The 20,924-nt window shown below is 63.8% G+C and carries 18 protein-coding genes; 8 read left to right on the top strand and 10 right to left on the bottom strand.

Translation table 11 applies throughout. From position 1 onward, the window contains the following. The first annotated feature begins 29 nt into the window (after nt 1-29). Nucleotides 30-269, top strand: coding sequence for a hypothetical protein (locus SO180_RS14030; protein WP_449379413.1), 240 nt, complete (start codon nt 30-32; stop codon nt 267-269). Between the two features lie 60 nt (nt 270-329). Here SO180_RS14030 and SO180_RS14035 read toward each other — a convergent pair whose 3' ends face one another. The 7 genes from SO180_RS14035 to SO180_RS14065 all read right to left on the bottom strand — a co-directional run bounded on the left by SO180_RS14035 (nt 330) and on the right by SO180_RS14065 (nt 8,802). Further along, a complete protein-coding gene (locus SO180_RS14035; protein WP_449379414.1) occupies nt 330-1,031 on the bottom strand; it encodes a nitroreductase in 702 nt (233 codons plus the stop codon). A gap of 154 nt (nt 1,032-1,185) precedes the next feature. Beyond that, the gene (locus SO180_RS14040; RefSeq protein WP_449379415.1) at nt 1,186-2,430 is read right to left on the bottom strand and encodes an acyl-CoA dehydrogenase; all 1,245 of its coding nucleotides are present in this window, start codon (nt 2,428-2,430) and stop codon (nt 1,186-1,188) included. A 138-nt stretch (nt 2,431-2,568) separates the two neighbouring features. Then, nucleotides 2,569-3,813: an acyl-CoA dehydrogenase gene (locus SO180_RS14045; protein WP_449379416.1), complete on the bottom strand. Its 1,245-nt coding sequence runs from the start codon at nt 3,811-3,813 to the stop codon at nt 2,569-2,571. A 143-nt stretch (nt 3,814-3,956) separates the two neighbouring features. Continuing rightward, complete coding sequence (locus SO180_RS14050; protein WP_449379417.1) at nt 3,957-5,084, bottom strand: acyl-CoA dehydrogenase family protein; 1,128 nt, start codon at nt 5,082-5,084, stop codon at nt 3,957-3,959. Nucleotides 5,085-5,169: 85 nt separating this feature from the next. Further along, nucleotides 5,170-7,041, bottom strand: coding sequence for an AMP-binding protein (locus tag SO180_RS14055; protein WP_449379418.1), 1,872 nt, complete (start codon nt 7,039-7,041; stop codon nt 5,170-5,172). A gap of 272 nt (nt 7,042-7,313) precedes the next feature. Further along, a complete protein-coding gene (locus SO180_RS14060) occupies nt 7,314-8,072 on the bottom strand; it encodes an SDR family NAD(P)-dependent oxidoreductase (protein ID WP_449379419.1) in 759 nt (252 codons plus the stop codon). Nucleotides 8,073-8,142: 70 nt separating this feature from the next. After that, complete coding sequence (locus SO180_RS14065; protein WP_449379420.1) at nt 8,143-8,802, bottom strand: TetR family transcriptional regulator; 660 nt, start codon at nt 8,800-8,802, stop codon at nt 8,143-8,145. A gap of 152 nt (nt 8,803-8,954) precedes the next feature. Here SO180_RS14065 and SO180_RS14070 point away from each other — a divergent pair, with 152 nt between their 5' ends. The 5 genes from SO180_RS14070 to SO180_RS14090 all read left to right on the top strand — a co-directional run bounded on the left by SO180_RS14070 (nt 8,955) and on the right by SO180_RS14090 (nt 14,898). After that, nucleotides 8,955-10,127 carry an acetyl-CoA C-acetyltransferase gene (locus SO180_RS14070; RefSeq protein ID WP_449379421.1) on the top strand — a complete coding sequence of 391 codons (1,173 nt, stop codon included), beginning with the start codon at nt 8,955-8,957 and terminating at the stop codon, nt 10,125-10,127. A gap of 190 nt (nt 10,128-10,317) precedes the next feature. Further along, complete coding sequence (locus SO180_RS14075; RefSeq protein WP_449379422.1) at nt 10,318-11,862, top strand: acyl-CoA synthetase; 1,545 nt, start codon at nt 10,318-10,320, stop codon at nt 11,860-11,862. Nucleotides 11,863-11,993: 131 nt separating this feature from the next. Next, entirely contained in the window at nt 11,994-13,136 is a 1,143-nt protein-coding gene (locus tag SO180_RS14080) for an alpha/beta hydrolase (protein WP_449379423.1), read from the top strand. A 166-nt stretch (nt 13,137-13,302) separates the two neighbouring features. Then, nucleotides 13,303-14,274 (top strand): iron exporter MbfA, encoded by a 972-nt coding sequence (gene mbfA / locus SO180_RS14085; protein WP_449379424.1) that lies wholly within the window; start codon nt 13,303-13,305, stop codon nt 14,272-14,274. Nucleotides 14,275-14,544: 270 nt separating this feature from the next. Next, nucleotides 14,545-14,898, top strand: a complete 354-nt coding sequence (locus SO180_RS14090; protein ID WP_449379425.1) for a nuclear transport factor 2 family protein — start codon at nt 14,545-14,547, stop codon at nt 14,896-14,898. A 198-nt stretch (nt 14,899-15,096) separates the two neighbouring features. On the opposite strand, the gene SO180_RS14095 is transcribed toward SO180_RS14090, so the two are convergent. Next, nucleotides 15,097-16,185, bottom strand: coding sequence for a Zn-dependent alcohol dehydrogenase (locus SO180_RS14095; protein ID WP_449379426.1), 1,089 nt, complete (start codon nt 16,183-16,185; stop codon nt 15,097-15,099). Between the two features lie 82 nt (nt 16,186-16,267). Then, nucleotides 16,268-18,052, bottom strand: coding sequence for an acyl-CoA dehydrogenase family protein (locus SO180_RS14100; RefSeq protein ID WP_449379427.1), 1,785 nt, complete (start codon nt 18,050-18,052; stop codon nt 16,268-16,270). 245 nt (nt 18,053-18,297) lie between these two features. Between SO180_RS14100 and SO180_RS14105 the strand changes: the two genes are divergently transcribed. Together SO180_RS14105 and SO180_RS14110 are read left to right on the top strand one after the other, a co-directional pair. Then, nucleotides 18,298-18,999: an SDR family NAD(P)-dependent oxidoreductase gene (locus tag SO180_RS14105; RefSeq protein ID WP_449379428.1), complete on the top strand. Its 702-nt coding sequence runs from the start codon at nt 18,298-18,300 to the stop codon at nt 18,997-18,999. A 119-nt stretch (nt 19,000-19,118) separates the two neighbouring features. Further along, on the top strand, nt 19,119-19,949 hold the full coding sequence (locus SO180_RS14110) for an enoyl-CoA hydratase (RefSeq protein WP_449379429.1): 831 nt from the start codon (nt 19,119-19,121) through the stop codon (nt 19,947-19,949). A gap of 22 nt (nt 19,950-19,971) precedes the next feature. On the opposite strand, the gene SO180_RS14115 is transcribed toward SO180_RS14110, so the two are convergent. Then, nucleotides 19,972-20,862 (bottom strand): LysR family transcriptional regulator, encoded by an 891-nt coding sequence (locus tag SO180_RS14115; RefSeq protein WP_449379430.1) that lies wholly within the window; start codon nt 20,860-20,862, stop codon nt 19,972-19,974. Between the last annotated feature and the right edge of the window lie 62 nt (nt 20,863-20,924).

Here is a 20,924-nt window from a genome sequence, read left to right on the forward strand (position 1 = left end):
TGGCTTCGTGCCACACTGGAGAGAAGAGAATGTTTCGCAAGCTTGCACTTGGTCTCGTCGCCGCCGGTTCGCTCGGCGTTGCCGCCGTTGCGCCCAGCGCCGCGTCGGCCCACGGCTTCCATCATCACTGGGGTCCGGGCTGGGGCTGGGGCTATGGCGGCCTCTATGTCAACACTGGCGTGAGCGGCTGCTACCAGGAGCGCGTGGTGCCCACCCGCCACGGCCCGCGCGTGCGCATCGTGAACGTCTGCGCGTACGGCATCTACTAAGCGACAGCGTCCGGCAACGAAGCCCCGATCTTGGCGATCGGGGCTTTCGTCGTCTGCAACTCACTCGTCCACGAACCTCACGGTGTCAGCCAGGCTTGCCCGCGAAGTGCGGTAGCTGTTGACCTTGTGGGCGTGGTCGGCATAGCCGAACGAGATGCCGCAGACGACCCGGCGATCGTCGGGCAGGTCGAAATGCCGGCGGATCAGGCCGGAATGGCGCGCCAGCGCAGCCTGCGGAATCGTGCCGAGCCCGAGTGCCTGCGCGGCCAGCATGAAATTAGAGACGTATGCGCCGCAATCGATCGCTCCGTAGATGCCGAGCGGCTCGTCGGTATGGATGATCGCGACATGCGGCGCGCCGAAGAAGTTGTAGTTCTCCAGCGCCTGTTTTGCGTAGGCGGCCTTGTCGCCGCGGGCGATACCCAGCGTGTTGTAGAGTTGAAAGCCGCTCTCGCGGCGGCGCTCCAGATACACGCCGACATATTCGCGCGGCGGGGTGAAGTCGTAGTCATTGCCGATGCCGCCTGACGCCTCCTCGTAGATCGCCTTGCGGAACCGTTCCTTGGCCTCGCCGCTGGCAATGACGACCTGCCAGGGCTGACTATTGCACCAGGACGCGGTGCGCTGCGCCGTCGTCAGGACATGCGCGATGGTCGCGCGATCGACCTCCTTCGGCAGGAAGGCGCGAACGGAATAGCGCTCATTGAGGAGCTCTTCGAGCACGCCAATGCGGTTCTGGTTCTGACTCACTGCGACATCCATGGACTAACTCTCGTTGTTCGGCGTTCGTAGGGTGGGCAAAGGCGCGCAGCGCCGTGCCCACCAACAGCGCGCCCCCGCGCCGATGCATAAAGTGGGCACGCTTCGCTTTGCCCACCCTACAATCTTCGCGCCGCACCGCGTCCGGGGTACGAGATCATCGCCCCTTGGTCGGAATCTTGTTATACGGCACGTCCTTGTCGACGCGGATGTCACCGGGCAAGCCCAGCACGCGCTCGGCGATGATGTTGCGCAAGATCTCGTCGGTGCCACCGGCAATGCGCATCGAGGGCGAGGACAACAGCATCTGCTGGAACTGGCCGTGAACCGTCTCTTCATCGGCGCCAGTGAGAACGCCGGCCGCACCTTGCAGGTCCATCGCGTAGGCCGCGATGTCCTGCAGCATCACGCCCGACACCAACTTGCCGATGGAGTTTTCCGGGCCCGGACGCTCGCCTTTCGAAAGCGCCGAGATGGCGCGATAGCTGGTATATTTCAGCCCGTTCGATTTCACCGCCCAGCTCGCAAGTTTCGAGCGCACGGCGGGATCGTCGATCGCAAGGCCATCCTCCAGCATCAGGTTTGAGCAAAATTCGAACATCTCGGGCACGCCGGTCGCAAGCCGCGAGCCGATCGACATGCGCTCGTTCATCAGCGTGGTCAGCGACACGTTCCAGCCGTCGCCGACGGCGCCCAAGCGCTGGCTGTCAGGGATCACCACATCGGTGAAATAGACCTCGTTGAACTCCTGCATGCCGTTGGCCTGCTTGATCGGCCGCACCTCGACGCCAGGACTCTTCATGCTGAGGAAGAACATGGTGAGGCCCTTGTGCTTGGGCACGTTGGGATCGGTCCGCGCGATCAGGAGCCCATAGTCCGAATAGTGCGCGCCAGAGGTCCAGATCTTCTGGCCGTTGACGACCCAGTCGTCGCCCTTCTTCTCCGCGCGGGTGCGAAGCCCAGCGACGTCGGAGCCGGCTGACGGCTCGGAGAAGAGCTGGCACCAGATCTCCTCGCCAGAGGCGAGCTTCGGCAGATAACGGCGCTTGGCCTCCTCGCTGCCCCAGGCCATCACGGTCGGGCCGCACATGCCTTCGCCGATCTGGAACGGCTGCGTCAGCTTGCCGTAGACGCCCTCTTCCTGCTGCCAGATCACCCGCTCGATCGGCGTCGCGCCACGGCCGCCATATTCCCTCGGCCAGTGCAGGCAGGCCCAGCCCGCCTCTGACTTCCTCTTCTGCCAGGCCTTGCCGACCTCGACCATGTCGTGTTTCGCAAGCCGGATGCGACCGAGCGAGGATTTCGACAACTCCTCCTCGAACTCCTTCGGTGCGTTGGTGGCGACCCATTTGCGGGCGGTTGCGCGAAACTCGGATTCCTGCGGCGTGTCGTCGAAATTCATTCTCGAACTCTCCTCTCTCGTGCCCCGGACGCGGCGCAGCGCCTAAGCGGTGCGCTGCAGAGCCGGGGCCCATGGCGGCTTCTAGGTCCGGGCTCTACGAAGCAGCACTGCGTGCTGCATCGCGTCCGGGACACGAATTCATCTTCCCTTCGTCGGGATCTTGTTGAACGGCACGTCCTTGTCGACGCGGATGTCGCCGGGCAGGCCCAGCACACGCTCCGCAATGATGTTGCGCATGATCTCGTCCGTGCCGCCCTCGACTCGGGTGCCGGGCGCACGTAGCAGCATGGCCTGGAAGCGGCCTGCGACCTCGGCATCCTCGGGGCTGCTGACGACGCCGGCCGCGCCTTGCAGGTCGAGCGCGTACATCGCGACCTCCTGGATCATCGAGCCTGCCACCAGCTTGCCGATGGAGTTTTCCGGCCCGGGGCGCTCGCCGCGCGACAATGCGGAGATCGCGCGCATGCTGGTGTATTTCAAGCCGCTCGCCTTCACCGCGTAGTTTGCAAGCTTCGAGCGCACGCTGCGGTCTTCGATCGCAGGACCGTTATCGAGCACCAGGCTCGCGCAATAGTCGAACAGCTCCGGAAAACCGGTGGCAACGCCCGCGCCGATCGACATCCGTTCGTTCATCAGCGTGGTCAGCGAGACGTTCCAGCCGTCATTGACCTCCCCGAGACGCTGGTGATCGGGAATGCGGACGTTGGTGAAATAGACTTCGTTGAAATCGGAATTCCCGTTGGCCTGCTTGATCGGCCGCACCTCGACGCCGGGGCTCTTCATGTCCAGGAAGAACATGGTGAGGCCCTTGTGCTTGGGCACGTTGGGATCGGTGCGGGTGAGCAGGATGCCGTAGTCGGAATAATGCGCACCTGAGGTCCAGATCTTCTGACCGTTGATCACCCACTCGTCGCCGCCCTTCTCGGCGCGAGTCCGCAGGCCCGCAACGTCGGAGCCGCCCGCCGGCTCGGAGAACAGCTGGCACCAGATCTTCTCGCCGGAGGCCAGCGGCGGCAGATAGTTGCGCTTATGCTCCTCGCGCGCAAACGCCATCATGGTCGGCCCGCACATGCCGTGGCCGATGATGAACATCGCCGAGAGCTTGCCGAACACGCCCTCCTCCTGCTGCCAGATCACGCGCTCGATCGGCGAGGCGCCGCGGCCGCCATAATCCTTCGGCCAATGCAGGCAGGCCCAGCCCGCATCAGCTTTCTTCTTCTGCCAGGCTTTTGCGACCTCCAGGATGTCAGCGTTGCTGAGCTGCGTGCGGCCGAGCGAGGATTTACGCAGCTCGTCCTCATACTGCTTCGGGGCATTCGCGGCGATCCAGGCGCGTGCGGTGGCGCGGAACGCGGCTTCCTGCGGGGTGTCGTCGAAGTTCATGACGCTTCTCTTGTCCTTCGTAGGGTGGGTTAGCCCTGCGGCTGCGCGAAGCGCAGTCCGCTAGGCGTAACCCACCTCTTTGGTTTCCGCGGGAACAGAAGTGGCGGGTTACGCTTCGCTAACCCACCCTACGAATCCCTCGCTTACGCCGCGTTCTTCCTGCGCATGCGGTCGATGAGCTGATCTTCCCAATACGACAGGCTGCCGAGCCCAAGTGCGAGCGCATTGGCGCGGCGGTAGTACATGTGGCAGTCGAACTCCCAGGTGAAGCCCATGCCGCCATGGACCTGGATGTTGTTCTTGGCGCAGTGCTGGAACGCCTGCGTCGCGCTGATGCGCGCGGCGGCAGCGGCCTCTGGCAACTCCGCGGCATCGGTCGAGAGCGCCCAGGCGCCGTAATAGCTGTTGGAGCGCGCCAGCGTGGCCGAGACATACATGTCCGCGAGCATGTGCTTGATAGCCTGGAATGAGCCGATCGGACGGCCGAACGCGATGCGGTCGAGCGCGTAGTCGCGCCCCATCTCCAGTGCGCGATCGGCACCGCCAACCTGCTCGAAGGCTGTGAGCACCGCGGCGCGGTCAAGCACCTGAGCCAGGATGCTCCAGCCTTCTCCGGCCGCGCCCAGCGGTTCAGCCTTGCAGTTCTTGAAGGTGAGCTCGGCCTGCCCGCGCGTGGGATCGAGATTGGTGAGGCTCTTGGCCTCCACGCCGCCGGCTTTGAGATCGACGAGGAACAACGAGATATCGCTATCACGGCCGCTCGATCCCGTGCGTGCGGCGACAACGGCGAAGTTGGCGACCGCACCATCGGGAACCGGCTTCTTGACGCCGTTGAGGGTGCCTCCGGAGGCGCTGAGTTTAACATTGGCCGGCGACGGATTGCCCTTGCCCTCGAACAGCGCCAACGTGCCGATCGCCTCGCCCGAAGCGATCGCCGGCAGCCATTTTGTCTTCTGCGCGTCACTGCCCGCGATCAGCAGCGCCTCGGCGGCGAGGTAGACGGTGGAAGAGAACGGCACCGGCGCATTCGCGCGCCCCATCTCCTCGGCGATCACGCAAAGCTCGAGATGGCCGGCGCCCGCGCCGCCGAATTTTTCGGGGATCGCGACGCCGAGGAAGCCCATTTCGGCGAGGCCTTTCCACAGGTCCTTGTCGTAAGGCGCCTTGCCATCGAGCACGACCCGCACCGCCTTGGGCGAGCATTTTTCGCTGAGGAATTTGCGCGCCTGGTCGCGGAGCTGTTTCTGGTCGTCGGAGAAATCGAAGTTCATGGCGGCTTACCTTTTTTCGTTGTCATTTATTTTTGTGCCGTCAGTCCGGGATGGGCCGGAATGACGAGGTGAGAGAGCCGAGTCTTCATCGCAGCACGATCACGCCTTCATCCGGCTTCTCGGCATACAGCCGCTCCACCAGTGCGGCGCGTCGCTCGAGGCCAGCGCGCTGGTTGATGTAGCCCTTGTCTGTCAGTTCGTTGCCGTCGATCGAGGGCGGCTCGACCATCAGCATGGCGCGCGCGATCATGCGGCTGCTCGCGCCTTCGCATTCCCTGTTGTGTGCCTCCAGCCCGCGCCTGAAGCAGGCGATCACCTCGGGGTGCTTCACGGCATCCTCAAAGCTCAGCTCGGAATTGCCGACGAGTTGGCGACAGGCATGCAGGTTCGGCCAGGCAAGCAGGCCAATGGAGCAACGATCCTGTCCGGCGACCAGCGCATCATGCACGACCGGCGTCGCGGCGGCGATCGCATCGGTGCGGAGCGAGCCGACATGCACGAAGGTGCCAGTCGTGAGCTTGAAATCCTCGACCACTCGGCCGGCAAAGATGATGCCCTGCACGGGATCCTCATCGTCGACGAAGATGCCGGCATCGCCGATGCAGTAAAAACCTTCCTCGTCGAACATCTTCCTGGTCAGCTCGGCCTGGCCGAAATAGCCGGGCGTGACGTTGACACCGCGCAGGCGCAATTCGTATTTCGAGCCGCACGGCACCATCTTCAATTCGACGCCGGGGAACGGCAGGCCAATCAGGCCGACACGCTCGGTGTCCCAATAGGTGCCGGTCGAGGTCGGTGCGGTCTCGGTCGAACCCCAGCCGGTGTAGAACACGATGCGTTCGCCGGTGGTTTTCACCGCCAGCGCCTGCATGCGGTCGTAGAGGTCGTCCGGGAGCCGCGCCCCGCCATAGGCCATGATCGAGAGGTTCTTGAAGAACGAGCGACAAAGCGCGTCGTCCTTCTCCATCGCCGCGGCAAGCGCCGCATAGCCGGCCGGAACGTTGGCGTAATAGGTCGGCGAGATCTCGCACAGATTGCGCAGCGTTTCCTCGAACTGGCCCGGCATCGGCCGTCCGTCGTCGATATAGAGCGTGCCGCCATCGACCAGGATCGGATGGAACGCGGCATTGCCGCCCATGGTGTGATTCCAGGGCATCCAGTCGAGCATGGTTGGCAGCGGGCCTCCGGGCGTGCGCGGACGGACCTGCATCATCATCGCCGCGTTCGCGCACATCATCGCTTGCGTGTTGATGACCGCCTTGGGCATGCCGGTCGAGCCGGAGGTGAACAGGAGCTTACCGACAGTCTGTGGCGCAATCTTCGCGATCGACGCGTCGACATCGTGCGTCACTGGCGTTGCCGCGAACTCAGCGAAACTGACGCTCTTGATGCCCTCGCAGGCGCGAGCGACGTGAACAACAGTGACACCGGTGAGGTCGATCGCCCTGAGCGCCTTCTCGAAAGTCGGACCATCCTGCACCATCACGACGGCCGGCCTGATCAGGTCGAAGAGATACTTCAGCTTGACGTGATCGTGGCTCATCAAGGAGTAGGCCGGCGACACCGGCGCCGCGGGAGAGCGCGCCTGCATCGCAGCCTGCGTCATCAGCGCGTGCTCGATCGAATTGCCGGAGAGAATCGCAACCGGCCGTCCGTCGAGACCGAGATTGAGCAAGCCTTGCGTCAGCGCATCCACCGTCCGCTTGGCTTCACCGTAGGACACCTTGCGCCACGCGCGATCCGGGCCGCCACGCTGCGCGAGCCAGATGCGCTCGGGCGCTTGCCTCGCCCATTTCGCCAGCGAGGCGGGAATGTGCGTTTCGTAAGACTGCAGCGGAATGCGCGACTTCAGCACCACCGTGCCATCTGCGCGCCGCTCGACGTCGATGTCGCGCGGCAGCCATTCGATCTTGCGAAAGGCAGGCTTCGCCATCACCGTCGCCACGCTCCCACTCATTTTGCGTCTCCCGGAATTAACGTCCTTTGCGGATCATTCTCGTTCAGCGCTTGATATAGACAGGCTTTCGCTTGTCGAGGAAGTGAACTTCCTGCATCGACGGCATGAGTGCCGATTGCTGTATACTCTCCCCTTGCGAGAGAGGGCAGGTATGTCCCTGGCCAGGAATTCGCTTGGGTGAGGGGCCTGTCTCCGCGGACAGAACCCCTCATCCGGCGTCATAGCCGATGCGAAGCATCGGCGTTCTTTTAGGGACAGCGGCGGAGCATCGCTTACCGCGGCGCCATGCGGATGGCGCCGTCGAGGCGGATGGTCTCGCCGTTGAGCATCGCATTCTCGACGATATGCACGGCGAGCGCGCCGTATTCGGCGGCGTCCCCAAGACGCGAGGGATGCGGGACCTGGGCGCCCAGACTCTTGCGCGCCTCTTCGTTCAGACCCATCAGCAGCGGCGTGAAGAACAGGCCGGGCGCGATGGTGTTGACGCGGATCTTCTGGCTGGCGAGATCGCGCGCTGCCGGCAACGTCAGGCCGACGACGCCGCCTTTTGAGGCCGAATAAGCGATCTGACCGATCTGGCCCTCATAGGCCGCGACCGACGCGGTGTTGATGATGACGCCGCGCTCCTCACCGATCGGCTCTGCCGTGACGAGGCGCTCTGCAAACAGGCGCAGGCAGTTGAAGGTGCCGATCAGGTTGACATTGATGATGCGCGCGAACTTTTCCAGCGGATAGATGCCGTCACGGCCGACGATGCGCTGCGAGCCGCCGACGCCGGCGCAGTTCATCAGCACGCGAGCGACCCCATGTGCTGCTTCCGCCCTTGCGATCGCGGCCTTGATCTGCTCCTCGCTGGTGACGTCAGCATGAAGCGCGACGCCCTTCACCTCGGCCGCGACCTTCTCGGCGTTCTCCTTGCTCTGGTCGATCACGCCGATCTTGGCGCCCTTGGCCGCCATGGCGCGGGCGGTCGCGGCGCCTAAGCCCGAACCACCGCCGGTGATGAGAACGGCTACGTCATTCAACTGCATTGCTGGTACCTCTCCTTGGGCGTTTCTTCTCTGGACTTGAACGTCTCTGGATTTGAATGTTTTGGGCCGATTATCCGGCCGCGGCAGCTTCCTCGGCTTGCGCGAGGATGCCGCCGCAGATCAGCGTTTCCATGTGCTTGATATATTGCCGGCAGACTTCGTCGGTGACCGGGCCGACGCCGGTCGCGCGAGACATCGCGTGCCGGCCGAAGAACAGGTGATCGCAGGCGCCGATCAGGCTGGTGTAGAACAGCACGGGATCGGTGATACGAAACTCGCCGCGGCTGACGCCCTCGGCAAGCAGGCGGCGATGGAAATCGAGCAGCGGCGCGACGAAGAACTTTGAGACCTCGTCGGCGGACTCCGCCGTGCTCTCATGCAAGAGATAGTGGATCAGCCGGTTCATGTAGGGGAACCGGTGATAGGCGCGGATGATGCCGCCGATATGCAGCTTGAGCTTTGCGGTCGGCGTGATCGGCTGCACCAGAAGATATTCGAGGTTTGACAGCTCGGTCGCGGCATCGCGCGCGAGCAGCGCCAGCAAGAGGCCGTCCTTATTGCCGAAGTGATATTTGACCAGCGCCGCGTTGGCGCCCGACTTCTGCGCGATGTCGCTGAGCGAAATTTCGATCGAGGAGCGTTCGATCATCAGCTCGCTCGCGGCCACCAGCAGTTTCTCTGCCGTGGAATTTTTGCCGCTCGGAAGCCTGTTCGGTACGCTGGTAGTCACGGAGATCCCTGTCTCGTCGCACGAAGGGCCGCAGATAAGCGCAAGCGGCGCCTCCCCACAAGAGTTAATTGATCGATTGACTAAATCATCATCGACCCCTTTAATCCGCCCCCGACAACAAACCATTCAGAAGAATTCAGGGAGAAACCGACATGGCCGAGGCTTACATCGTCGCCGCTGCGCGGACCGCCGGCGGGCGCAAGGGGGGCCGCCTCGCCGGCTGGCATCCGGCCGATCTCGCCGCAAAAGTGCTGGATGAGCTGGTCGATCGCGCCAAGGTCGACCCGGCCCAGGTCGAGGACGTGATCATGGGCTGCGTGATGCAGGTCGGGGAGCAGTCCAACAACGTCGCGCGCAACGCGATCATGGCCTCGAAACTGCCGGAGAGCGTGCCGGGCACCTCGATCGACCGGCAGTGCGGCTCCTCGCAGCAGGCGCTACATTTTGCGGCCCAGGCCGTGATGTCCGGCGCAATGGACGTCGTAATTGCGGCCGGCGTGGAATCGATGACCCGCGTGCCGATGGGCCTGTCCTCGCAGCTCGCGGCCAAGAACGGCTTTGGCCACTACAAGAGCCCGGGCATCGAGCAGCGCTATCCGAACATCGTGTTCAGCCAGTTCACCGGCGCGGAGATGATGGCCGAGAAGTACGCCCTCTCCAAGGATGAGCTCGACGAGTATTCCTACAACAGCCATCAGCGAGCGATTGCGGCGACGCAAGGAGGCCATTTCAAGGACGAGATCGTGCCGCTCGAGATCACCCGCGCCGACGGCTCGACGGACACCCACCATATCGACGAAGGCATCCGCTTCGACGCCAGCCTCGATGGCATCAAGAGCGTCAAGCTGATCGCCGAGAACGGCAAGCTGTCGGCGGCGAGCGCCAGCCAGATCTGCGACGGCGCGTCCGGCGTCATGGTCGTGAACGAGCGAGGCCTCAAGTCGCTCGGCGTCAAGCCGCTCGCGCGCGTGCATCACATGACCATGATGGGCGGCGATCCCGTCATCATGCTCGAGGCGCCGCTGCACGCGACCAAGCGCGCGCTGGAGAAGGCCGGCATGGCAATTGGCGACATCGACCTGTTCGAGGTCAACGAAGCCTTTGCCTCGGTACCGACGGCGTGGCTGAAGACAACCGGCGCCGATCCGGGCCGCCTCAATGTCAATGGCGGCGCGATCGCACTCGGCCATCCCCTCGGCGGCTCCGGCACCAAGCTGATGACGACGCTGGTCCATGCGCTGAAGCAGCGCGGCAAGCGCTACGGCCTCCAGACCATGTGCGAAGGCGGCGGCATGGCGAACGTGACGATCGTGGAGCGATTGTAAGCCGCGGCCACACAAACGGTGTCGTCCCGGCGAAAGCCGGGACCCACACCGCGCAATCTATCGATCTTGGTTGGTCGCAGTACCGAATGACGATCCTCCGCCAAACTACGCCCTGTGGCTATGGATCCCGGCCCCCGTGCGCAATTGCGCACTAGGCCGGGATGACTACGTAATTTGCTGCGAGATCTCGATGACCCACCCCTCCGTCTACGCCCGCACCACGCCGAACAAGATCGCCTACCAGATGGCCGGAACCGGCAAGGCGATCACCTATCGCGAGCTCGACGAGCTCTCGAACCAGGGCGCGCAGCTGTTTCGCTCGCTGGGACTGAAGGCCGGCGATCACGTCGCGCTGTTGATGGAGAACCGCCTCGCCTTCATGGAGATTTGCTGGGCCGCGCAGCGCAGCGGTCTCTATTACACCGCGATCAGCCGCTATCTGAAACAGGACGAGATCGACTACATCATCGGCGATTGCGGCGCCAAGGTCGTCGTCACCACGCCGAAATGCGCCGACCAGATCAAGGGGTTGATCAAGGGCGCACCGGGCGAGCCGATCTTCTACATGATGGACGAGCCGCTGGCCGGCTTCCGCTCCTACGACAAGGAAGCCGCGGCGCAGCCGGTGACGCCGATCGCGGACGAGGTCGCCGGCTATGACATGCTGTATTCGTCGGGCACGACGGGCCGCCCCAAGGGCATCAAGAAGGTCTTTGAGGGCAACCGCATCGATGCGCCGAACGCCTTCCTGCGCGTGCTCTGCGCCGACATGTGCGGCATGAATGCCGGGACCACTTACCTGTCGCCAGCACCGCTCTATCACGCAGCTCCGCTGCGCTTCAACATGATGGCGATCGTGCTCGGCGGCACCTCCATCATCATGGAGCATTTCGACGCCGAGGAGTTCTTGAAGCTGGTCCAGAAATACAAGGTGACACAGTCGCAGCTCGTGCCGACCATGTTCGTGCGCATGCTGAAGCTGCCGGACGAAACCCGCGCGAAATACAACGTCTCCACGCTCAAGGGTGCGATCCACGCCGCCGCTCCCTGTCCGGTCGACGTCAAGGCAAAGATGATCGAATGGTGGGGGCCCATCCTGATCGAGTACTACGCAGGCTCGGAAGGCAACGGCGTCACCGTCTGCAACTCCACGCAATGGCTGGAGCATCGCGGCAGCGTGGGCCGCGCGGTGGTGGGCAAGATCAGGATTTTGGACGAGAACGACGAGGAGCAGCCCGTGGGCGAGATCGGCACGGTCTATTTCGCCGACGCGCCAGCCTTCACCTATCACAACGATCCCGAGAAGACGAAGAGGGCCTATAACGCCAAGGGCTGGTCGACGCTCGGCGACGTCGGTTATCTCGACGAGGACGGCTTCCTCTATCTTACCGATCGCAAGTCCTACATGATCATCTCGGGCGGGGTGAACATCTACCCGCAGGAAACCGAGGACGTGCTGATCAGCCATTCCGAGGTCTCCGACGTCGCCGTGTTCGGCGTGCCAAACGAGGAGATGGGCGAAGAGGTGAAGGCGGTGGTGCAGCCGCACGACATGAGCCGCGCGGGCAAGGAACTCGAAGCCGACCTGATCGCCTATTGCAAGACCCGCCTTTCCGCCCTCAAATGCCCGCGCTCAATCGATTTCGAAGCCGAGCTGCCGCGCACGCCGACCGGCAAGCTGGTCAAGCGCCATTTGCGCGACAGGTATTGGCCGAAGACCGCGGTGAAGATCTAGCAACAACACGGATGTCGCAGGGTAGGCAAAGGCGCGCTCTTCGGCGCCGTGCCCACCGTCTCACCGCATGCGCGATGAAAGTGGTGGGCACGCTTCGCTTTGCCCACAGGTTCGTGCAATGATCTAAAGCCATGACCGATCTCCCCGACATCCCCCTGCCCGCCGGCATCCGCTCGCGCTATGTCGATGGCATCAACGGCCTCTGCATGCACGTGCTCGAAGCCGGCTTCGAGACGCAGGGGCGGCCCTGCGTTTTGCTGCTGCATGGCTTTCCGGAGCTCGCCTTCTCCTGGCGCAAGGTGATGCCGGCGCTCGCCAGTGCCGGCTATCACGTGATCGCGCCGGACCAGCGCGGCTACGGGCGTACCACTGGATGGCAGGCGGATTACGACGGCGATCTCGCGCCCTTCCGGCTCTTCAATCTGGTGCGCGACGCGCTCGGGCTGGTGTCGGCGTTCGGCTATCGGCAGGTCGATGTGGTCGGGCATGATTTCGGCAGCCCGGTTGCGTCCTGGTGCGCGCTGCTGCGGCCGGACGTGTTCCGTTCGGCGGTGATGATGAGCGCGCCGTTCGGCGGGCCGCCGTCCTTGCCGTTCAACACAGCCGACAAGCCGGCCGCGGCGCCGCACGCCGATCCCGTGCATCGCGAGCTCGCCGCGCTGCCGCGGCCGCGCAAGCACTACCAGTGGTACTATTCGACACGCGAAGCGAATACCGACATGCAGCACGCGCCACAGGGCGTGCACGATTTCCTGCGCGCCTACTATCATCACAAGAGCGCGGACTGGACGGACAACAAGCCTTATCCGCTGAAGTCCTGGTCCGCAGGCGAGCTCGCAAAGCTGCCGACCTACTACCTGATGGATCTCGGTGAGACCATGTCGCAGACAGTCGCGAAGGAAATGCCCTCGCCTGCCGAGATCGCCGCCAACCAGTGGCTGCCGGATCAGGAGCTAGCCTATTACAGTGCCGAATATGGTCGCACCGGATTCCAGGGCGGGCTGCAATGGTACCGCTGCGGCACGTCGGGTGCTTTCAACAACGAATTGCAACTGTTCGTGGACCGCACCATCGAGGTGCCCTCCTGCTTCATCTCCGGCAAGCAGGATTGGGGCACGTATCAGCGTCCCGGCGTGTTCGAGGCGATGCAGGCCCGCGCCTGCACGAACATGCTCGGTTGCCATCTCGTCGACGGCGCAGGTCATTGGGTGCAGCAGGAGCAGCCCGCCGAGGTGAGCCGGCTGTTGATCGAGTTCCTCGCCAAGACTCGCTGACGCAAAGACTCGCTGACGCCAAGACTTGCTGACGCCAAGACTTGCTGACACCAAGGCTCGCTGACGCCAAAACTCACTGAGACAAAGTTCACGCGGCATGATTTGACCCCGGCGCGGGCGCGCCGTATAACGATTTAGAATCATTCTAAATCTCTTGGGGCGCGTCGTGAAGAGCTTTGCCGATCTGACCGAGCGCGAGGTGCTCGCGGTCGCGATTTCCTCCGAAGAGGAAGACAGCCGCATCTACATGACCTTCGCCGAGGACCTGAAGGAGCGCTATCCGGATTCGGCCAGGATCTTCGAGCAGATGGCCGAGGAGGAACGCGGCCATCGCCACCGCTTGCTCCAGCTCTACGAAGAACGCTTCGGCCCGCATCTGCCACCGATCCGCCGCGAGGACGTCCGGGGCTTTCTGCGCCGCCGCCCGATCTGGCTGACCAAGAACCTGCCGCTCGACACGATCCGGAAAGAGGTCGAGACCATGGAGCTCGAGGCCGAGCGGTTTTACGCACGCGCCGCCGAGCAGGCCGAGGATGTAGGCGTCCGCCGCCTCCTCGGCGATCTCGCCGAGGAGGAGAAGCATCACGAGAACACTGCCGCCAAGCTGACGGACGAGATCCTCAAGCCCGACGTGCGCGCGGAGGAAGACCGCACGCGCCGCCGCATGTTCGTGCTGCAATATGTGCAGCCGGGCCTCGCCGGTCTGATGGACGGCTCGGTCTCGACGCTGGCGCCGCTGTTCGCCGCCGCCTTCGCCACGCACCAGAACTGGCAGACGTTTCTGGTTGGGCTCGCCGCTTCGATCGGCGCCGGCATCAGCATGGGCTTTGCCGAAGCGCTTTCCGACGACGGCTCTCTCACCGGCCGCGGCTCGCCCTGGCTACGCGGCATCACCTGCGGCTTGATGACGACGCTCGGCGGACTTGGCCACACCATGCCTTATCTCGTCCCGGACTCCTGGCCCAATGCGTTCTGGATCGCCACCGCGATCGCTTGCGTCGTCGTATTTTTCGAATTATGGGCGATCGCCTTCATCCGCGCGCGCTACATGGACACGCCGTTCCTCCAGGCGGTGTTCCAGATCGTGCTCGGCGGCGCCATCGTGCTCGGGGTCGGGATATTGATCGGCGCAGCATAGGTTTTGCCGCGTTCCTGCGTCCCGCCGCAATCACCTCAAATGGCGGCGTTGAAGCTCGCCGAACTGATCGAGTGGGATTTCGCCGGCTTCACACCACCGCCCAGGTTTGATGATTAGCGTAATCATCATGATCGTGATGCTTCGGTCGAGACCGAAACATCATTGCGATCAGGCATGCTCTTGTCCGTAATCAACCGAGTCTCGCTGACGACTTCGAGACTGTGGGTCGCACCTCGCGCGCCCCAGAGTGACCAGAAGGGAAGAAATGTGATGAACAGAGACCTCGAAGAACTGACCGTGCTCAACCGCGACTACGTCGCCTCCGTCCAGAATTGCGACGTCAAGCGCTTCGACGAGATCCTCGCGCAGGACTTCTATTGCTCCAATCCCGACAAGACGCTGGTCGATCGCGCCGGCTTTTTGAAGCAAACGGCACAGCCGATCGCGATCCGCAATCTCAGGGAACACGACGTCAAGATCCGCATCATGGGCGATTTCGCCATTATTCACGGCGCGACCAGCTATACGACTGCGGACGGCCAGCAGGCTTCGGGCCGCTATACAGATTGCTGGGCGAGGCAGAACGGGAAGTGGCTCGCGGTGTCGGCGCACGTGTCGCGGTGAGGCGCGTGAACGGTGAGGCGAGCACATCGCCCACACAAATCTCCGCTGTCATGCCCCGCGAAGGCGGGGCATCCAGTACGCGGTAGCCTCTCCGTATTCGTCGTCGCCTCTGGAATACTGGATCGCCCGCCCCGGGGCGCAATTGCGCACAAGGCGGGCGATGACACCTGACTGAGGAGCGACGCTTGAGATTGTTGCCTAGCTATCGAACATGATCACGCTGCGCAGCGTCTTGCCGGCTTTCATGTTGGCGAAGCCTTCGTTGATCTCGGAAAGCTTCAGCTTGGCCGAGATCCAGTCCTCCAGGTGCAAGCGGCCACGCAGGTAGAACTCGACCAGCCGCGGCATGTCGACGCGAAAATGGTTCGAGCCCATCGACGAGCCCTGGATCTTGCGTTCGCGCAGGAAGTCGAAGCCGTGCAGCTCGATCTTCTGCCCGAACGGGATCATGCCGACGATCGTCGCCGTGCCGCCGGCGGCGAGCATGCCGAACGCCTGCTCGGCGGTCTCCTTGCGACCGAGAACCTCGAAGGAATGGTGCACGCCGCCATTGGTGAGGTCGCGCACCTGCTTCACCACGTCGCCATCGGCGGGATTGATGATGTCGGTGGCGCCGAGCTTGGTCGCGAGCTGGAGTTTTGCCGGGTTTGTATCGATCGCGATGATGCGGCCGGCACCCGCGATCTCAGCGCCGTTGATCGCGGCCATGCCGACGCCGCCGCAACCGATCACCGCAACGGTCTCGCCAGCCTGGATTTTTGCGGTGTTTACCACCGCGCCATAGCCAGTGATGACCCCACAGCCGATCAACGCAGCGAGCTCGAGCGGCATGTCCTTGCGGATTTTGACGATGGCGTTCTCGTGCACCAGCATCTGCTCGGCGAAGGACGACAGGTTGAGAAACTGATGCAGCTTCTCCGGCTTCGACCACTGCATCCGATCGGAGACGCCCGGCAGCATCTTCACCGTCGTGTCGGTGCAGAGCACCGTGCGGCCCGTCGTGCAGTTGTCGCAGGTGCCGCAGAACACGGACAGGCAGGTCACGACGTGATCGCCCGGCTTCACGTAGGTCACGTCGGAGCCGACCTGCTCGACGACACCAGCCGATTCATGACCGAGCACTGCGGGCAGCGGATGCGGATAGAGCCCTTCCATGAAGTGCAGGTCGGAGTGGCAGAGGCCGGCAACCGCGGTGCGGATCAAAACCTCGCGCGGGCCCGGCTTCGGCAGGCTGACGTCCTCGATGACGAGCGGCTTGTTGACTTCATAGAGGACGGCAGCCTTCATTTGTTTGTTTCCTCGTTATTATCGTTTTCGTTGGCGCCCAGCTCGCCCATAGGGAGAGGTGAACGACGCCCTCGGCCGCAGCCTACGCTGCCAGAATCAGTTCGCCAACCTCGGGCATTGCGGCCGCACGCTCGCCCAGCAGCAGCGACACGATGGCTTGCTGGGTTGGATTTTCCGTGAGCCGGAACGGATCGCTTGGCGATACCCGATGATCGATCACGAGCCGCGACAACAGGAGCCGTCGCGCATCGCCCCGCCTCTCGTGGATGCGATGTGATTCCCATGCCAGCGCCACGGCGCTTGCGACATGATAGAGCAGGCTGGTGGCGCGCCGCGCATCGGCTTCGTTGTCGGCGCTATCAGCGACCTCACGCGCGAAGCCGACGGCACGATCGGTAAGCCCGCGCAAGCGATCGCGCCAGGCCTGCGGCACGGACGCGCTGTCGTCGAGCCGGGCGTGCAGATCGGCGGCGAGTGCGGCTTCTGCACCATGGCGGCCGACCGCACGCGTCAAGGCGTCGATCGCCACGATGTTGCCGGTGCCTTCCCAGATCGACCCGAGATGAGCATCGCGGAGCAGCCGTGAAGTGGCGAACTCCTCGATATAGCCGATGCCGCCGCGCATCTCGAGCGCATCGCCGCAGACCTTTCGCGCATCACGCGCGGCACGAAACTTCAGCGTCGGTGTGAGGATGCGCAGCAGCGCTGCGGCATCCTGGCTGCCGGCCTCGGCGCGGTCGAGCGCGTCGGCGGTCAGAAAGCTCATCGACAGGGCCTGCTCGACCGGCAGCATGATCTTCATCATCTGCCGCCGTCCGAGGGGGAGGTCGACGATGCGCTTGCCGAACACCACGCGATTGGTCGCGACCGTCATCGCGTCGTGGTAGGCGCGGCGCATCAGCGCCGTCGACTTCACGCCGTTCGAGAGCCGCGAGGAGTTGACCATCTCGGCCATCTGCACGAAGCCGCGGTCGAGCTTGCCGACCGCATAGGCGATTGCGCCTTCGAGCTTGATCTCTCCCGAGGCCATCGAACGGGTGCCGAGCTTGTCCTTCAGCCGCACGATCCGGTAGTTGTTTTGCGAACCGTCGTCGAGGAAGCGTGGCATCAGGAACAGGCCTACGCCGCGCGTGCCGGGACCGGCGCCCTCGGGACGCGCCAGCAGCATCACGACTTTGGCGTCGGCATTCGAGCAGAACCATTTTTCGCCGTAGAGACGCCAACGATCGCCCTCCTGCACCGCGCGCGTTGTCAGCGTGCCGACGTCGGAACCGCCCTCCTTTTCGGTCATGAATTGGCCGCCCTGGGTCAGCTTGCTCATGTCGGTCTGGGTCAGGCCGTCCAGATATTTCGCCTTCAGCGCCTCGCTGCCGAAATTCGCGAGCAGTTTTGCACACCCGTCGGTGACGTTGATCGGGCAGCCCATGCCGAATTCGGTCTGGTTGAACAGGAAGGTAAAGGCGTGCTTTGCCGCGACGGGATACTTGTCCGGCCAGCCCATGACACCCTTGCGAATCGACAGCGCATGAATGCCGAACTCGCCAAACGCCGCCTTCTCCAGCTCGCGATAGGCCGGATGATATTCGATCCACTGCACGTCGCGGCCGAACTTGTCGCGCTGGTGCAGCACCGGCGCATGCCGGTCGGCGAGCCGTGCGCATTCGTCGAGAGTGCCCCCGGCGAGCTCGCCGAGACGATCGAGATGCGGCTCGATGTGACGGAATAGCGGATCGGGCAGATGGATGCGCAACAGGTCCGTCAATGCCGGATCGGCGCGGTAGAAATTCATCCCGGTGGTGTCGGGCGCAAGCAGGCCCGGCTGCTCGACCGCAACGCCTTTCTGCTGCGACGTGCCCGGCTTGTGCATGATCGACCTCTTTCGTTTCCGTCCCGCGGGATTTGTCCGCCGTTTTGGTGCTTGCTGCTTTGGATGATGTCGATCATGCTCCAGGCGAGAACGCGGATAAAGCCGCAAATCGTCAGGGAGGCATGAGCGTGGCGATGGCTGAGACCGCTCTGCGGAATTGTGATCAGCCGCTTTCGCGGACGCGGCTGGCTCTTCGGGCCAAGCATGCATAGATCCGTTGTTCCTGCTCCCAAAAGGATCGCATCATGGAACATCCCAAATACAACATCGCGCTCATCGTCGGCGCCGGCGAAGGCTTGAGCGCCTCGCTGACACGGCTGTTGTCCGCCCAGGGTCTGCGCGTAGCGCTCGCCGCGCGAAAGATCGAAAAACTCGGCGCACTCTGCGGCGAGACTGGCGCGAAGGCCTTTGCCTGCGACGCGACCAAGCCGGAGGAGGTCGAGCGCCTGTTCGGCCTTGTCGAGCGCGAGATCGGCACGCCAGATGTCGTGATCTACAATGCAAGCGGCCGGACGCGTGGACCGTTTGTCGAGCTCGTCGCAGCGGATGTCGCGCAATCGATCGCAGTGAGCGCCTTCGGCGGTTTCCTTGTGGCGCAGGAGGCAACCAAGCGCATGCTGCCCAACAAGCACGGCGCGATCCTGTTCACGGGCGCATCGGCGAGCGTGAAGGGCTATGCGCAGTCGGCGCCATTCGCGATGGGCAAGTTCGCGCTGCGCGGGCTTGCGCAAAGCATGGCGCGCGAGCTCGCGCCGCAGGGCATCCATATCGCGCATTTCGTCATTGACGGCGGCATCCGCAGCGCAGCGCGCACGGAGGCGCCGGACAGACCGGATTCGATGCTCGATCCCGATGCAATCGCGCAGAGCTATTGGAACGTCCTGCAACAGCCGCGCAGCGCCTGGGCCTGGGAAATGGAGCTGCGGCCCTGGGTGGAGAAGTTTTGAGGCGTACTGCCGTAGGGTGGGCAAACGCGCGCAGCGCCGTGCCCACCTCTCATGATCAACACGGGATGCAGAAGTGGTGGGCACGCTGCACTTTGCCCACTCTACCGGAGCAGTGAAGCATGACCACCGAAACCACCATCGACACCGGCACCGACGAACTCCTCTGCGTCATTCGCGACCGCGTCGCGGTGATCACGCTGAACCGTCCCGACGCGCGCAATTCGCTGTCGGACACGCTGACGCCGGCGCTGCGCGCGATGATCCGAACCTGTGGCGAGGATCAAAATGTCGGCGCGCTGCTGATCACGGGCGCCGGACAAGCCTTCTCCGCCGGCGGCAACGTCAAGGGCATGGGCGCGCATCGCGACAAGGCCAAGCTCGAAATGTCCTTCGAGGACCGGGTTGCCGATTTGCAGGAGCGGCAGCGGCTCCTCACCGGTGTGCTGGTCTCGGTGCGCAAGCCGACCATTGCGGCGCTGCCCGGCCCCGCGGTCGGCGCGGGGCTCGCAATCGCCATGGCCTGTGACATCCGCATCGCCGCACAATCGGCTTTTGTGGCCACCGGCTATGCCCGCGTTGCACTCAGCGGCGACTACGGCATCGCCTGGCTGCTCACGCGTCTGGTCGGCACGGCGCGGGCGCGCGAATTGATGTTCACGGGCGGCAAGGTCGATGCCGACAGGTGCGAGGCGATCGGCCTCGTCAATCGCGTCGTGCCGGACGACAGATTGCAGGACGAGGCCTTCGCGCTGGCCAAGTCGCTGGCCGAGGGCCCGCGGCTCGCGCTGCGGTACATGAAGGACAATCTGGACGAGGCCCTGCTGTTCGATTTCGAGACCGCCCGCGACCACGAGGCTGGGCGGCTGATTCGCCTGGCCACGACGGCCGATCACAAGGAGGCGGTGCAGGCCTTCATCGAGAAGCGCAAGCCGGTGTTCACGGGGAAGTAACGCGCTCCGCCGTTCATTCGGGCTACGCGGCAGGCGCCCGTGCGAAATCGACAAAGGCCCGCAGTGCTGCCGGCAATTGCCGGCGGCTCGGATAGTACAGGAAGAAACCCGGATAGGCCGGGCACCAATCGGCGAGCACGCGAACCAGTTTGCGCCTCGCCAGCAACTCTTCGACCTGGCCTTCGAACACATAGGCGAGACCGAGCCCGTCGAGTGCCGCATCGACCATCAGATCCTGGTCGTTCAGCGTCAGCGGTCCTGTGACATCAATATCGACCTCGATGCCGCCGCGCTCGAACTCCCAATGATAGAGCGCACCGCTGGTGAAGCGGTAGCGAATGCAGGGCAGTGCTTTCAGGTCATGCGGCGCGACAGGCGCTTTGTACGCCTTGAAGAAAGCAGGCGAGCCGATCACCGCAAAGCGATGCCGCGGGCCGATCGGCACCGCGATCATGTCGGCGGCGATGGTCTCGCCAAAGCGCACCCCGGCGTCGAAGCCGGCCGCGACCATGTCGATCAGCGCATCGTTGATCATGATCTCGATGCTGACGTCCGGGAACGCCTTCAGAAAGCGCGTCACGATCGGCAACAGAACGAGCTGCGCGGACTGGCGCGCGGCGGTGAAGCGCAGCATGCCGGCCGGCTTGCCGCGGAAATTGTTGAGGTCTTCGAGCGCGTCGTCGATGTCGCGAAACGCCGGCTTGATGCGGGCGAACAGGCGCTCGCCGGCTTCGGTCAAGGCCACACTGCGCGTGGTGCGGTTCACCAGCCGCAGGCCAAGTCGCTCCTCGATGTTACGCAGCGCGTGGGACAACGCCGATGGCGTGACGCCGAGCTCGGTCGCAGCCGCCCGAAAGCTGCGGTGACGGGCAATGGCGAGAAAGATCGCAAGGTCGGACGGGTCAATCCGCATTGATGAATTTTGCTCAGCAGCCTACGAAATATATAGCTGATTATCTCACCTATGGCGAGGCG

The sequence above is a fragment of the Bradyrhizobium sp. UFLA05-112 genome (assembly GCF_053572325.1).

What these genes read in the sequence shown, in the direction of transcription:
- SO180_RS14030 (WP_449379413.1), top strand. Translation starts at nt 30, where the DNA reads ATGTTTCGCAAGCTTGCACTTGGTCTCGTCGCCGCCGGTTCGCTCGGC.
- SO180_RS14075 (WP_449379422.1), top strand. Translation starts at nt 10,318, where the DNA reads ATGACCCACCCCTCCGTCTACGCCCGCACCACGCCGAACAAGATCGCC.
- SO180_RS14095 (WP_449379426.1), bottom strand. Translation starts at nt 16,185, where the DNA reads ATGAAGGCTGCCGTCCTCTATGAAGTCAACAAGCCGCTCGTCATCGAG.
- SO180_RS14110 (WP_449379429.1), top strand. Translation starts at nt 19,119, where the DNA reads ATGACCACCGAAACCACCATCGACACCGGCACCGACGAACTCCTCTGC.
- SO180_RS14070 (WP_449379421.1), top strand. Translation starts at nt 8,955, where the DNA reads ATGGCCGAGGCTTACATCGTCGCCGCTGCGCGGACCGCCGGCGGGCGC.
- SO180_RS14090 (WP_449379425.1), top strand. Translation starts at nt 14,545, where the DNA reads ATGAACAGAGACCTCGAAGAACTGACCGTGCTCAACCGCGACTACGTC.
- SO180_RS14060 (WP_449379419.1), bottom strand. Translation starts at nt 8,072, where the DNA reads ATGCAGTTGAATGACGTAGCCGTTCTCATCACCGGCGGTGGTTCGGGC.
- SO180_RS14045 (WP_449379416.1), bottom strand. Translation starts at nt 3,813, where the DNA reads ATGAACTTCGACGACACCCCGCAGGAAGCCGCGTTCCGCGCCACCGCA.
- SO180_RS14040 (WP_449379415.1), bottom strand. Translation starts at nt 2,430, where the DNA reads ATGAATTTCGACGACACGCCGCAGGAATCCGAGTTTCGCGCAACCGCC.
- SO180_RS14100 (WP_449379427.1), bottom strand. Translation starts at nt 18,052, where the DNA reads ATGCACAAGCCGGGCACGTCGCAGCAGAAAGGCGTTGCGGTCGAGCAG.
- SO180_RS14105 (WP_449379428.1), top strand. Translation starts at nt 18,298, where the DNA reads ATGGAACATCCCAAATACAACATCGCGCTCATCGTCGGCGCCGGCGAA.
- SO180_RS14050 (WP_449379417.1), bottom strand. Translation starts at nt 5,084, where the DNA reads ATGAACTTCGATTTCTCCGACGACCAGAAACAGCTCCGCGACCAGGCG.
- SO180_RS14115 (WP_449379430.1), bottom strand. Translation starts at nt 20,862, where the DNA reads ATGCGGATTGACCCGTCCGACCTTGCGATCTTTCTCGCCATTGCCCGT.
- SO180_RS14055 (WP_449379418.1), bottom strand. Translation starts at nt 7,041, where the DNA reads ATGAGTGGGAGCGTGGCGACGGTGATGGCGAAGCCTGCCTTTCGCAAG.
- SO180_RS14035 (WP_449379414.1), bottom strand. Translation starts at nt 1,031, where the DNA reads ATGGATGTCGCAGTGAGTCAGAACCAGAACCGCATTGGCGTGCTCGAA.
- SO180_RS14080 (WP_449379423.1), top strand. Translation starts at nt 11,994, where the DNA reads ATGACCGATCTCCCCGACATCCCCCTGCCCGCCGGCATCCGCTCGCGC.